A 13164-nucleotide genomic window follows, 5' to 3' on the forward strand; every position below is an offset into this window, starting at 1 on the left:
AGTAAAAAAGTTGTTAATTGTATAGGTTAACTAAAGAACTTTTAATCGCTTTTCAATAAAAATGTGATTAACAACCAATGGGTAAAAGTATAACTATATGAATTTAATCTATTTATTTGATACCTTGGCAAGTTTCCCATTGCCATGAACAGTCATGATTTTCTCTATAGCAGATAAGAAGACTGATTCACCTGAGACTATTCTCAATTCTTGCTTACCAGAATTTATAGTCACCTGACCATCAAAGCAAAATAGAACTGATGCAGAATCATTCTCTAATGCTATCGGTTGTGCTGAAACAGTATAAATTGAAAAATGAAAATCGTTGACGGGAACAGGGTAATTTAGAGCGTCTTTTTCCTGAGTTGGGATAGTTAACAACGTATCGGCCGGTTTAGAGATAAAATCCAGATTAGCCATTAATTCAGGGACATCCATATGTTTACTGGTTAAACCAGCACGCAGAACATTATCTGAATTAGCCATAACTTCTAATGCAACACCTTCAAGGTAAGCGTGAGGAGTGCGGGCATAGAGAAACATTGCCTGTCCTGGTTGCAGTTCAACGATATTGAGCAGAAGAGGGGTAAACAGGCCATTATCATCAGGATAGAACACAGTCATCTTTCTGATGGTATCCCAAGGTTCTCCCCGGCGGCTATTTAATGCTGATTTTAATACTGCGATGGCTAAACTTTTCTGCTTGCCCTGCATGGTCAGTAACTGAGAAAAAAGAAATGATAAATTTTGCTCAGTGGGGTTTTGCATAAATGTTTGGATATTGGGATGTGCGCCAGAAACATAACTAAGAAGCTCAGCAATTTCTGGTAAAGGCCGGAAAGCATTCATCGCTTTAAATGGCGTTAGTGCATACACTAGCTCTGGCTTATGGTTATCATCCTTGTAATTGCGTTGTGGTGAATCCAAAGGAATACCCGCAGCATTCTCCTTAGCAAACCCTTTTTCTGCTGATGGTTTATCAGGATGTACCTGAATAGAAAGAGGTTGAGCGGCGCATAACACTTTAAACAAAAATGGCAGACGTTGGAATTGATCCGCTACTTTTTTACCCAAATACTTTTCCGGATTTTGAGCGATAAGCTGTTTTAATGTGATAGGTTCGCCTGTTGCAGGATCAGTAACCTGAGAACTGCATTTCGGATGTGCTCCCATCCATAATTCTGCCATTGGCTGATTGTCAGGATTTTCGATGCCATAAATATTTGTCAGGGCGGTTTTACTTCCCCAATCATAATGTTGGATCTGGTTGGTCATTTTCAGCATGGCTGGATTTCCTATAATAAAAAATATACCTACTTATATAACAACAATACAATAAACACGATTAGGTCGCATTATCGATAGTAAATTTATGGCACTATAAACAAATGCCGACTAATTTATCTGCAAAGTTTGATCTGGCGTATTCAATTATTTTGTGTGCTAAGGAGATAGTAATGGCAGCCACTCGCATTGAAAAAGACTCAATGGGGCCAATTGAAGTACCTGCTGACCAATTATGGGGAGCGCAGACTCAACGTTCACTGGAACATTTCCGTATTTCTCAGGAGAAAATGCCAGTTGCATTGATCCATGCTCTTGCATTGACTAAACAGGCTGCGGCCAGTGTCAATATGGATCTGGGCCTCTTACCGAAGGAACGTGGTGAGGCAATTATCGCTGCGGCGAAAGAGGTATTAGAAGGCAAACACCCAACAGAATTCCCTCTTGCTATCTGGCAGACGGGGTCGGGCACTCAAAGCAACATGAACATGAATGAAGTGCTGGCGAACCGTGGTAGTGAGATCCTTGGCGGTCAAAGAGGCAATGAACGCTTGATCCATCCTAATGATGATGTTAACAAGAGTCAAAGTTCGAATGACGTGTTTCCAACAGCAATGCATGTTGCGGCCGTTATCGCATTGAGTGAGCATCTATTGCCTGAGCTGAAAGTACTGCAAAAAACACTGGCAGATAAAGCAGAAGCATTTAAAGACATTGTAAAAATTGGTCGTACTCACCTGCAAGATGCGACACCTCTGACTTTAGGTCAGGAAATTTCAGGTTGGGCCGCAATGCTGGTTCATAATCTGAAACACATTGAAGATAGCATTCCTCATGTATGTGAATTGGCGCTGGGTGGAACAGCCGTTGGAACGGGCTTGAATACTCATCCTGAATATGCAGTTCGTGTTGCGAAAAAGATCGCTGAATTATCCGGGCAACCTTTTGTAACTTCACCAAATAAATTTGAAGCACTGGGTACTTGTGATGCACTGGTTCATTCCCATGGTGCATTGAAAGGTTTGGCTGCATCATTGATGAAAATTGCCAATGATATTCGCTGGCTGGCTTCTGGCCCTCGTTGTGGAATCGGTGAAATCTCCATTCCTGAAAATGAGCCGGGCAGCTCTATTATGCCAGGTAAGGTTAATCCGACTCAGTGTGAAGCGATGACTATGCTATGTGCGCAAGTCATGGGTAACGATGTAGCGATTAACATTGGCGGCGCATCTGGTAACTTTGAGCTGAACGTCTTCCGCCCAATGGTTATTCATAATTTCTTGCAGTCTGTTCGTTTGCTGGCGGACGGTATGCGCAGTTTCAGTGAACATTGTGCTATCGGTATTGAGCCTAATCGTGCCCGTATTACTCAGTTGTTGAATGAATCTCTGATGCTGGTAACTGCGTTGAATACCCATATCGGTTATGACAAAGCGGCAGAAATCGCTAAGAAAGCACATAAAGAAGGTCTGACTCTAAAACAGTCAGCAATGCAACTGGGTTATCTGACCGAAGCTGAATTTGACGCTTGGGTTCGCCCGGAAGATATGGTTGGCAGCATGAAATAATAACTCTTGCTGATTTTGGTATTGGCTGATGTAAGACCGGAGGGTAAATCCTCCGGTTTTTCTATTTCTACATCAGCCAAATTGGTCGCCTTATATTTCCCGATAAAGGTGTAAACGCGGTATCACGAGCTCAAGTGGTTTTGCTTTAGGTTTATGGCGGTATTTGATTGCATTGGCATTATAGTTCGATAACGTACCCACTTTGGGTTTGATCTCACTATCTTCAGTATAAAAAGCGATGATTGGCAGAGGGCAGGCATACTGAACCTGTTTTTGTATTTCTGAATACCAAACGCGAGCTATGGGTTGTACTTTTACTGGTCGTTTAATTTTCAAAACTACATCATCGGGTAGCTTTTTGATATCTGTGATTTCTAATGCAACCAATGCAGCCCATTGATCGCTGGAGTAGGGGGGAACGGCTTTTCCTGCATTATAACTTTTTTCCAACCGTTCAAGAACTTGTTGTTTGGTCACTTTATTAATGATGTTTTTGTTGGCCCAACCAAAATTGATGGTATTTGGGTTCACGAGGGGAGTTATCGTGCGATAGGCATTTAAGGTAATTAAACCACGTAAATGATCGTGGACAAATTCAAATCGTTGCTCTTTGCTAACCCCTGATTCTTTAGTTACGATGTTTTCCAGCTCGGCTTTGAGTTGATTAACTTCTTTTATAACATCCATTGCAGTTTTATATTGCTGGTGGCTTACAGAAAAACATAGTGCGCCTGGCAATCGACTTGCTGCTTTGCTGCTGATATTAGGGTGGTTATGGTGTATGAATAGCTTCTGATAGAAGCTTAAACCTAAGCTAAGTGCTTCATTTCCTTGTAATGGATTCACATTAATTTCGGTAATTTGCTCATGTTCTTCGCCTTTTTCAATTTGTGGTAATTGAAATACCCGGGCATCAATAAGCGGATATTTCATCAACAACTCAATCAGCTCAGCCAATTTTTCTTCCTGTTTTTTAAAACAGGATGTAAGTGATTCTATTGAAAGGTATTTATTCATATCTTATTGCTCTGATTTTCAAGCCAACGATTTTTTACTCATTTAGTTACAACATACTATTAAACAAAATCAAAAAACAGCTCAACCACCCAAAAAAGAAAAAAATAAAGTCAAATAGGGTAGATAAGGAGAATTAATCTTTGAAATGGGTTATTGATAAACATTTATAGATTGTGTTAAAAACTAGAAACAAGTATTCCCTTAATTTTTTAAATTAGTGATCGTGAATAACTAATTAGTTAGCAAACTCATAAGAAATTCTTTCAATTTTAAAAATTTTATTTGTAAAATTTACATGCAGAGGTGGTTTAATATGAATAAATTAATTAAGCCAGTAAATTCTTTTACCAAGATCGTTGATACATTATTACCATATTCTGAGTCAGTCTCATCTGAACAATCAACACAAGGTACGTTGATTAAAGTTGAGCGTGAATTTGCTAAGTTTTTTTTACTTGAGAAGGGATATGTAAATATTCGCAGGCTAGGTGATGATTTAATCATTGCAACAGTGTTTTCACCGTATGTTCTGGGCTTATCTTTCTATTCTGGTGCAGAAGTTTATTACTCTATCGAGCTTGGCCCTGACTGTAAGATATATCAATTACCTCGTATTAGTGCGTTAGGTGCTATAAAGAAACACGATCTTTACAGGGAGTGGATGAGAGTAGTCTCTTATAAAATGGCTTTTTTATATGCGAGGGATATCAGTATATTTCGTCATGGCGCTAAAGAGATTGTATGCAGCTTATTATCCCGCCTTATCACTTTGCCAGACGATTTCAGAGAAAATATATCTGTTATCAAATATATAGAACAGCGATGCACACTTTCACGTAGTTGTATACAGCGTATATTATTTTCTCTAAAAAAAGACAAACACATTGAAATAATTGATGGTTATTTAAGCAAGGTTAATTTATTACCAACAGAATCACATTATTAATCATTAAACTTTATGCTGTTAATTTATTGAGCTTCATTCCTAAATAAAAAGTAAGTATTGTTAATAATGAAATAAAAATGGCAACACCATTCCATTGATAAAATGACTAAAACATTCCGCCTAATGTTCCTGATATACTTGAACCTGCATAATAACAAAATAGGAGCCCCAAGCTTAATTCACTGGGGGTCACAAATGACATTGAAAAAATCTAGTATAAATAACAATTTTTCTTGAATAACAAAAGTGATGATGATTATTATTAATATCACTATTTGCACAATAACAACGAGGTATCAAAATGCGTATTGGGATGAGTGTCGCGGCAGCGTTACTGGGAGTGGTATCAACATCGGCTATGGCGTTGGAATATCCTCTGGGGCAACCAGTTATCAAAAATGGCATGGAAATTCAAGGTGTTTACTTGCAACCGATCACCATGTCGATGGAAGGCAAACATAAAATGCACCATCTGGCGGCTGAAAAATCCGATATTCATCTGGAAGCGGATATTCACGCGGTCGAAGAGAATCCAAATGGTTTTGCCGAAGGGGATTGGATCCCATATTTGAAAGTCGATTATAAGGTTACTAAGTTAGATGAGCCGAAAAAAACACAATCCGGCACATTTATGGCAATGGTCGCCAGCGATGGTCCTCACTATGGTGAAAATTTGAAACTGAATGGTTATGGAAAATACCGTGTGGAATATCGTATTTCCCCGCCAAGTATGAATGATGAGGTTACATTCGGGCGTCATATCGATAAAGAAACTGGCGTGGCGGCATGGTTCGAACCATTTAGTGTTTCGTGGGACTTCGATTACGCCGGAACGGGTCGCAAAGGCAGTTATTAAGTTATTGGAAACAGCGAGCAATAATAAAGCGCTCGCTGTTATTAGACATTGGACGTCACGTTCTCGTCGAGGTTTATCATGAAATCATTCATTTTCACTCTGTGCATCGCGGTCGTATCGTTGATTTATGTGCCCATGGTGATTGCCGCTGAAAAATTTACCATTGAACTTGAAATGAATAACGGTAAGTTAACTCCATCGGTGTTAAATGTGCCTGCGAAAACGCCCGTTCGGATCAAAATTCGCAATACCGGTACGGAGCCTGTTGAATTTGAAAGCACGCAATTGCGTAAAGAAAAAGTCTTGGCGCCCGGTGCGAGCTCGGTGGTGGTGATAGCACCGCTTAAACCGGGAAAATATACATTTTTTGATGATTTTCATCTCGCGCACCCCGTCGGTGAGATAATAGCTGAGTAATCATTTGGTTGCAGGATATGGTATGGGACAAGTTCTTTTTGTGGTATGGCGCGAAAGCTTTGAGGCGCTACTCGTAGTCGGCATTATTTATGCGTGGATCAAACAACACCCTGATGCAGAGGCAGGGCGCCGTTATTTATGGAGCGGTGTCGCACTTGGGGGGGCCTTATCCCTCTTTTTAGCCCTGTTAATTTACGGCGTATTTAATGTGCTCGATGACAGCGGACAAACCTATTTTATGATTGGGATGTCGCTCTTTGCCTGTGTCCTTATCGTACAAATGGTGTACTGGATGAGCCAGCACAGCGCCTCACTTAAATCGGGTATTGAACACGAAATGGTTCGTAGCGCACAAAACCACTCTTGGTGGGGAGCATTGTTTATCGTCGCGATCGCGATTGCGCGTGAAGGTAGTGAAATCGTTGTTTTTCTCTCCAGTATCGTGATGGGGCTAACGCGAGATTCCATGTGGTCGTTTACGGGGGAAGTAGTATTAGGGATCGTGATAGCTGCACTGACATTGCATTTGTTCTTACTTAGCTATAGAAAAATTGCGTGGAAATGGTTTTTCCGTATCACTGGTATCGTACTGCTTTTCTTAGCATGTTCATTGCTTCTCAAAGGCGTGGAAGAGATTTCCAATGTGCTGTTAGAACACGATATTGAGCTGAGTGATTTTCTCATCTACCCATTATGGGATACCAGCAATTGGTTAGATGACTCAGGGTTGATAGGGAATTTTATGGCTACCCTGTTTGGGTATCGGGCGCAACCTATTGGGGTAAGTGTGCTGACGTTTGCCGTTTATTGGGTCATCGTGATTGCGTTATTCCGTCGTCGGGGGCATCGTCATGCTACGTAATACGTTGAGAATGACTGTTTCACTATTACTGTTATTGAGTTTAGGCGCGGGGGCGGAAAAGTATCGTGCGGGGCTTCCAAACATCGGTAATGAAATCGTTATTGCCAAAGGGGATATTCCTACACCGACGCAATATCAACCGATGATTGCGGCCTATATGAAAACGATGGGCGTACAAGTGGCGGCCATTGAAGCGCAGTTAATAACATTGCAAGGTGCATTAAACGCAGGAAATTGGCAAGCGGCGCAGCAAGCGTATATTCAGGCTCATTATGATTATGAGACGATCCGCGCGGTGGTTGTTGTTTTTGGTCATGCAGATCGTGTGATTAACCCCCACGCTAGTTATTTTCTTGAACAGGAGCGCGATCCGAAATTTATCGGTTTTCATCGTGTTGAATACGCACTGTTTTCAACGAACGATAAATCGGATGCTTTGGCAGCAACGCAAGCGCTACTGCGTAATGTACAAGATTTAAAACAGCGTGTAGCGGTGGAAACGCTCCCGATAGCAAAATTAGTGCAATCCGCGGATGACAGCATTGAGCTTATTTTAGAGACAAAACTCGGCGGTGATGAAAACCGCTATAGTCGCAGTGACTTGGCGGATATTGCGGCAAATTTGCAAGGTGCGCGCTGGATAGTTGACGGGTTGGCGCCATTTTTACCCTCTGAAATAGTGACATCACTCAATACGCAATTTGATACGCTTGATTCCGTGATGGCGAATTATCGCTCTGCACAAGGGCAATATTTCCATTATGAGCAACTCTCTCATCGGGATAAACAACAGCTTTACGCCCAACTGACACAGTTAGCGGAGGCGTTGTCTGGACTGCGGACAGCATTGAAGATAGATGTGTATTATAAATACCGGAACGAACCATGAAACACGAAAAAAACACGATCCCCAGTGAGAATGAATCGATTTCGCTGAGTAAACGCACGACGTTGAAATGGCTAGGAGCAGGCAGCATTCTGTTATCCGGTGGGACGCTGAGTTTACCGACAATGGCGATACCGGAAACGAAAACATGTGACAACCTCAGCCGCACACATACCATTCCTTATTTAGGAAAACATCAGGCGGGCGTGATCACGCCAGAACAAAAAGAAGCGATTTTTTTGTCGCTGAATTTAACAGTTTCCACGCTTGATGAGGTTGAAGACGTTTTTAAGCGCTTGACACAATGTATTGCTCGATTAACGCAAAACCGGCAGGCGGAAAAAATCACGAATGATCGTATGCCGCCAGCAGAATCTGGGATTCTCGGTAGTTATTTAGCGGCAGATGATTTAACCATGACGATTTCACTCGGTCATTCGCTCTTTGATAACCGTTTTGGGTTAACCTCGCTAAAACCGGAAAAATTTGTTGCGATGACCGCGTTCCCAAATGACTGCTTAGAAGCGTCGTGGTGTGGCGGTGATCTCTTACTGCAATTGTGTGCCAATAGCCGAGAAACTGTGATTTATGCATTACGTGATGTTTTGCGTCAGCTATCGGGAAAGGTTGCACCGCTTTGGAAGATAGATGGTTTTTTACCTGCTCGCGATATTGAATGCAAAACAACGCCTATCAATTTGTTTGGATTTAAAGATGGCACAGGCAATGCCGATGCGAAAGATGATGACTTAATGAACTCCCTCGTCTGGGTTACGCAAAAAGAACCTGCGTGGATAGAAAATGGTAGTTATCAAGCCGTTCGTCTCATCCGCTTTGCATTGGAATTTTGGGATAGAACCCCGCTTGAAGATCAAGAGAATGATTTTGGACGACATAAAGCGAGCGGGGCGCCGATGGGAAAGCAGCATGAGCACGACGACCCCGAGTTTAATCGTGATCCACATGGCGATCGGGTGTTATTTGACTCCCATATGCGTCGAGCGGAGCCTCGAACAACCGAACGGCATGTTTCCAAATTACGTCGGCGCAGTTATAGTTACTCACTTGGGTTAACATCAACAGGGCAACTCGATATGGGGCTGATTTTTGTTTCATTCCAAAATGACCTGAAAAAAGGCTTTATTGATACCCAAAAACGGTTAAATGGTGAGCCCTTAGAGCGCTACATTAAACCTTTCGGCGGTGGCTACTATCTGGTTCTACCGGGTATATCATCCAAGTATGATTATCTTGGAGAGAGTCTGATCCGAGCCGCTCGCGCCCTCACTTAATTTATAACAGGCATGCATGGGCAATAACGATTCGATACACCTTTTTGATAAACACAGTTTTGCCCAATGCATATTGACAGCTCACTCTATTTCAACATCAGAGATAGTTGAATTTCTACTAATACCTACATGATTTCCTTTATATACCGATTCACTCCAGCAACAGAGCGTTTAACACAACATTTGTTCTCAAATATTATTGATGCAAATTGTTAATCAAAAGTAACAATCACGAGAAGTTCGTGTGAAAGATCACATTTTTGCTTCAAACGGATACCTTCTGCTTTAAACCGCGACATAATCGTTACTAATTATTTAGAGGCGCAAATTAAATAGCGGGAGGCGCAGTGAGTGTGGACGTACAGCCAAGCCATGTTGACCAGATTAAGCAAATTAATATCGGTCTGGTCTATCGTCTGATTGATCAATATGGACCTATTTCACGTATTGCACTCTCTAAAAAAGCGCAGTTGGCTCCTGCCAGTATTACGAAGATTACACGAGAGCTGCTTGATGCTCACTTAGTGAAAGAAGTCGAGTTTCCTGATTTGGGGTTTCGTGGACGTCCAGCGACCGGATTGAAAATTGATAGTCAAGGGTGGCAATTTCTGTGTATACGTATTGATAATGGTAGCGTCGCATTTGGGCTTCGGGATTTAAGCAACAACTTGGTTGCTGAACAAGAATTACCATTTCTTTCATCCGAAAACCAAGATTTTCTGGACGATCTTGTTGCCCTGATTGATGATTTTTTCTTTCGGCATCAATCTCGTCTTGAGCGTTTGACTGCTATCAGTATTACCACTAATGCGATTGTTGATCCGATTAATAGAGTTGTTCATAGTTCACCGTATTACAATATCCAGAACCTTCCTCTTGGGTCATTTTTATATCGGTGTATCGGAGTGCCTATTTTTTTGCAGCATGGCATTACTGCGTGGACAATTGCAGAATCTTTATACGGGGCAGGGAAGAATTGTCAGAATATTATCCAGGTTGTCATTGATGACAATGTCGGTGTCGGTATTATGACAGCAGGGCAAATACTTCATGCAGGAAATCAAAGTGTTGTCGAAATAGGGCATACGCAAGTCGAGCCTGATGGTGAACATTGCTATTGCGGTAATACTGGTTGCCTGGAAACTGTTGTCGGCATCAAAAACATTTTGATAAAAGCACGGCAGTTAGCTCAAAAACAGCCTGATTCGTTAATGTCTACAAAAACACCTCTGACAGTTGAATGGCTTTGTCAGACTGCACAGCAAGGTGATCTTCTTGCAATAGAAATTATCCGTGATGTTGGGAAGAGAATCGGGGATATCATGGCGATTATGGTCAACATTTTCAATCCTGACAAAATACTGATTGGTTCGCCGCTGAATGCAGCGCAACATATTCTTTATCCTGTCATTCAACAGAAAATCACTCAGCTTTCACTTCCGGGATACAGTCAAAAAGTTGATATTGTTGCTACTGAATTTACTAATTCAGGAACTCTGCCAGCGGCATCATTGATTAAGCAATCACTATACAGTGGTCAGTTGCTGCTCGAAATCATGCAAGGATAGAACACATTTGATAAAACATTGAGCTAACGCAATCCCTGTCCCAAACACATCTCCTACACTTCAAGTCTGCTCGCTATAAACTTTAGTAGCCAGTTTATCTGTTACCACGGAAATGAATTTATGTTAACGCGCTTATTTGTTACAGGCACGGATACCAACATCGGTAAAACAGTTGTTACCCGCGCTTTACTGCAAATCTTTAATCATGAAGGGACAACCGCAGTAGGATATGAACTTCTTGCAAGGGAAGAAAGTCAAATTGACTTTGTTCAAATGACAAACTGTCTTAACAAATTGAGTCATAAAGCAGACCGCGTAATTGTTGATGGAGAGGGTGGCTGGCGTGCATTATCACAAGATAATGCGTTCTATTCTGATTGGGTAATGAAGGAAAAACTGCCTGTTATTTTAGTCGTTGGGATCCAAGCCGGATGTGTCAACCATGCCATTCTGACTGCCCAATCGATTATTAGTGACGGGTTACCACTGATTGGTTGGATACCCAATCGTATTAATCCTGGATTGGCACATTATGCAATAGTATTAGAGAGGTTACGTTGTCATATACCAGCCCCTCAATTAGGTGAAATTCCCTATCTTTTAAGGCCAGAAGAGCGGGATTTGTCTCATTATCTGGATATCTCAGTTATCTCGGCATTTGATACTTTATCTTTTGGTAATTAAGAAAAAATGGAAACAAAAAAGGGAGTTAACATATACTCCCTTTTTGTTTTTTTAATTGTGTTAGTTAGCGGACTTTTTCTCGTCAGCGGAGTGAGTGAATCGGGTATAAATAATTTTTTGTTTACCACGATTACAGCTTCCGACAATTTTCCCACTACCGTAATCCATCTGATCACTCGCAACAACTTCAAGGCTGAAGTCCGTTTTTTTAATACCATTATTAATGATTTTTTGGGCAATCTGTTCTTTCAGACTTTCGCACGTTACTATACCTTGTGAACTTATACCTTGTGAACTCACTATATTTTGTGAGTTTTGGCTTTGTAGATCTTGCGAAGCTTGTGTGACAGAAGGTACAAAAGCAGCAATAAACATAGCCCCGGTTAGCAAGAGTTTTTTCACCTTATCTCCTTATCTTATTGAAGTCGGTGTGGCTTATTCGGGGTCAATAGAGCGACCTGTTTTGATATCCAGACAGCGTTTTGTGTTCGGTTCCCAATAAGCATTCAGGTTAGAGTTTTTCAAACAAGCATCACGATTGTCAACGTCAATTTCATGTTTATTAAAATCTTTTTCCCTACGTTTATTAACCTTATTACGTAGAGACCGTTGATCGTTCCATTCCTCCTTGCTCTGTCGAGCATCTTCTTTGGTCATTGAGTTTTCACCCCCACCATTGATAGTGATGCAATTACTTGATGTACAATGATTGGAAAAAGCAGGTGTCTGCCAAAATAATGGCAAAAGGAGAGAAATCACAGGGATAATCTTGGCTATTAAGGAATGATGAATATTCATGTTTTAACCTCTTTCATAAAGTATTCATTGAGTGATACCCGAAATAAAATATATCAATATTAGAAATCTACGTTATATCGGGTATAAAATAACACCTATAGCACTAACGATTCATCAAAAGATGGAATATTAATTCCTGTGTACATTCATACCTGCAAATGTTTGGCAAACCGGCATCATTTCTAATGTATTGATATTGACGCGGGCAGGTAGATTCGCAACCCAAAATACAGCTTCTGCAACATCATCAGCGGTCAGGGCATCAGCACCTTCATAAGTTTTATTCACTTTTTCATTATCACCTTTAAAGCGAATCTGAGAAAACTCTGTCCCTCCAACCAGCCCTGGTTCAATATCCGTTACCCGAATATTTTTTCCTAGCAAATCAGCACGAAGCCCTAAACTAAACTGTTTTACAAATGCTTTTGTTGCCCCGTATACGTTACCACCCGCATATGGCCAACTTGCTGCTATTGAACCAATATTAATGATATGACCGTGATTGATTTCTACCATCTTAGGCAACAAGCTTCGGGTCATGTTCACCAAACCTTTTGTATTAGTATCAATCATGGTTTCCCAATCATCAGGGTTGGCCTGATATGCTGGCTCTAGCCCTAATGCAAGACCAGCATTGTTCACAAGAACATCAATATTACGTAAGTTATCGGGTAATTCCCGTATAGTTTGCTCGATTGCGGCTCGATCTCTTACATCTAGCTGGATAGGATAAATATTTTCACCTAATTCTTCTTTTAACTTATCCAGACGCTCTTTACGACGCCCTGTGGCAATGACCATAGAGCCATGTTGAATAAATTTTCGTGTAATCGCTTCACCAAAACCAGCTGTCGCCCCTGTCACAAAAACAATCATAGTTGTCCTCTTTTTGTAGATAGATTAGAAGAACCATTTGGTAATTTAATAGGATTGCGGGGAAACTTCCAGGTAATAAAATAATCTGAAACAGCTTGTAGGTTGCCCGT

The 13164-nt window shown here is 41.1% G+C and carries 14 protein-coding genes; 9 read left to right on the forward strand and 5 right to left on the reverse strand.

Going from position 1 to position 13164, the window contains the following annotated elements:
• Window positions 1-108: 108 nt before the first annotated feature.
• Window positions 109-1284, reverse strand: a complete 1176-nt coding sequence (gene manA, locus HGO23_RS09890) for a mannose-6-phosphate isomerase (protein ID WP_209026504.1) — start codon at window positions 1282-1284, stop codon at window positions 109-111.
• 173 nt (window positions 1285-1457) lie between these two features.
• Here manA and fumC point away from each other — a divergent pair, with 173 nt between their 5' ends.
• On the forward strand, window positions 1458-2852 hold the full coding sequence (gene fumC / locus HGO23_RS09895; protein WP_209026505.1) for a class II fumarate hydratase: 1395 nt from the start codon (window positions 1458-1460) through the stop codon (window positions 2850-2852).
• A 90-nt stretch (window positions 2853-2942) separates the two neighbouring features.
• Here the strand turns inward: fumC and tus are convergent, their stop codons facing one another.
• Entirely contained in the window at window positions 2943-3869 is a 927-nt protein-coding gene (tus, locus tag HGO23_RS09900) for a DNA replication terminus site-binding protein (protein ID WP_209026506.1), read from the reverse strand.
• Window positions 3870-4182: 313 nt separating this feature from the next.
• Between tus and HGO23_RS09905 the strand changes: the two genes are divergently transcribed.
• The 8 genes from HGO23_RS09905 (at window position 4183) to bioD (ending at window position 11380) form a co-directional block, all read left to right on the forward strand.
• Complete coding sequence (locus HGO23_RS09905; protein WP_209026507.1) at window positions 4183-4815, forward strand: helix-turn-helix domain-containing protein; 633 nt, start codon at window positions 4183-4185, stop codon at window positions 4813-4815.
• A gap of 301 nt (window positions 4816-5116) precedes the next feature.
• Window positions 5117-5671, forward strand: coding sequence for an iron transporter (locus HGO23_RS09910; protein WP_099135283.1), 555 nt, complete (start codon window positions 5117-5119; stop codon window positions 5669-5671).
• A 78-nt stretch (window positions 5672-5749) separates the two neighbouring features.
• The gene (locus HGO23_RS09915; protein ID WP_209026508.1) at window positions 5750-6088 is read left to right on the forward strand and encodes a cupredoxin domain-containing protein; all 339 of its coding nucleotides are present in this window, start codon (window positions 5750-5752) and stop codon (window positions 6086-6088) included.
• A 22-nt stretch (window positions 6089-6110) separates the two neighbouring features.
• On the forward strand, window positions 6111-6950 hold the full coding sequence (locus HGO23_RS09920; RefSeq protein ID WP_209026509.1) for an FTR1 family iron permease: 840 nt from the start codon (window positions 6111-6113) through the stop codon (window positions 6948-6950).
• Window positions 6940-7839 (forward strand): EfeM/EfeO family lipoprotein, encoded by a 900-nt coding sequence (locus tag HGO23_RS09925; protein WP_099135286.1) that lies wholly within the window; start codon window positions 6940-6942, stop codon window positions 7837-7839. The genes HGO23_RS09920 and HGO23_RS09925 overlap by 11 nt, the downstream gene beginning before the upstream one ends.
• Window positions 7836-9128: an iron uptake transporter deferrochelatase/peroxidase subunit gene (gene efeB, locus HGO23_RS09930; RefSeq protein ID WP_209026510.1), complete on the forward strand. Its 1293-nt coding sequence runs from the start codon at window positions 7836-7838 to the stop codon at window positions 9126-9128. The genes HGO23_RS09925 and efeB overlap by 4 nt, the downstream gene beginning before the upstream one ends.
• A 347-nt stretch (window positions 9129-9475) precedes the next feature.
• Window positions 9476-10696, forward strand: coding sequence for a sugar metabolism global transcriptional regulator Mlc (gene mlc, locus HGO23_RS09935; RefSeq protein ID WP_099135288.1), 1221 nt, complete (start codon window positions 9476-9478; stop codon window positions 10694-10696).
• Window positions 10697-10816: 120 nt separating this feature from the next.
• On the forward strand, window positions 10817-11380 hold the full coding sequence (gene bioD / locus HGO23_RS09940; protein ID WP_099135289.1) for an ATP-dependent dethiobiotin synthetase BioD: 564 nt from the start codon (window positions 10817-10819) through the stop codon (window positions 11378-11380).
• Window positions 11381-11440: 60 nt separating this feature from the next.
• Here the strand turns inward: bioD and HGO23_RS09945 are convergent, their stop codons facing one another.
• The 3 genes from HGO23_RS09945 to ydfG all read right to left on the reverse strand — a co-directional run bounded on the left by HGO23_RS09945 (window position 11441) and on the right by ydfG (window position 13054).
• Window positions 11441-11782, reverse strand: coding sequence for a DUF1161 domain-containing protein (locus tag HGO23_RS09945; protein WP_244589865.1), 342 nt, complete (start codon window positions 11780-11782; stop codon window positions 11441-11443).
• 33 nt (window positions 11783-11815) lie between these two features.
• Window positions 11816-12178: a DUF1283 family protein gene (locus HGO23_RS09950; protein ID WP_209026511.1), complete on the reverse strand. Its 363-nt coding sequence runs from the start codon at window positions 12176-12178 to the stop codon at window positions 11816-11818.
• Between the two features lie 129 nt (window positions 12179-12307).
• Window positions 12308-13054 carry a bifunctional NADP-dependent 3-hydroxy acid dehydrogenase/3-hydroxypropionate dehydrogenase YdfG gene (ydfG, locus tag HGO23_RS09955; protein WP_209026512.1) on the reverse strand — a complete coding sequence of 249 codons (747 nt, stop codon included), beginning with the start codon at window positions 13052-13054 and terminating at the stop codon, window positions 12308-12310.
• Between the last annotated feature and the right edge of the window lie 110 nt (window positions 13055-13164).

This window comes from Xenorhabdus budapestensis (assembly GCF_017743015.1).
GTDB classification, from domain to species: Bacteria; Pseudomonadota; Gammaproteobacteria; order Enterobacterales; family Enterobacteriaceae; genus Xenorhabdus; species Xenorhabdus budapestensis.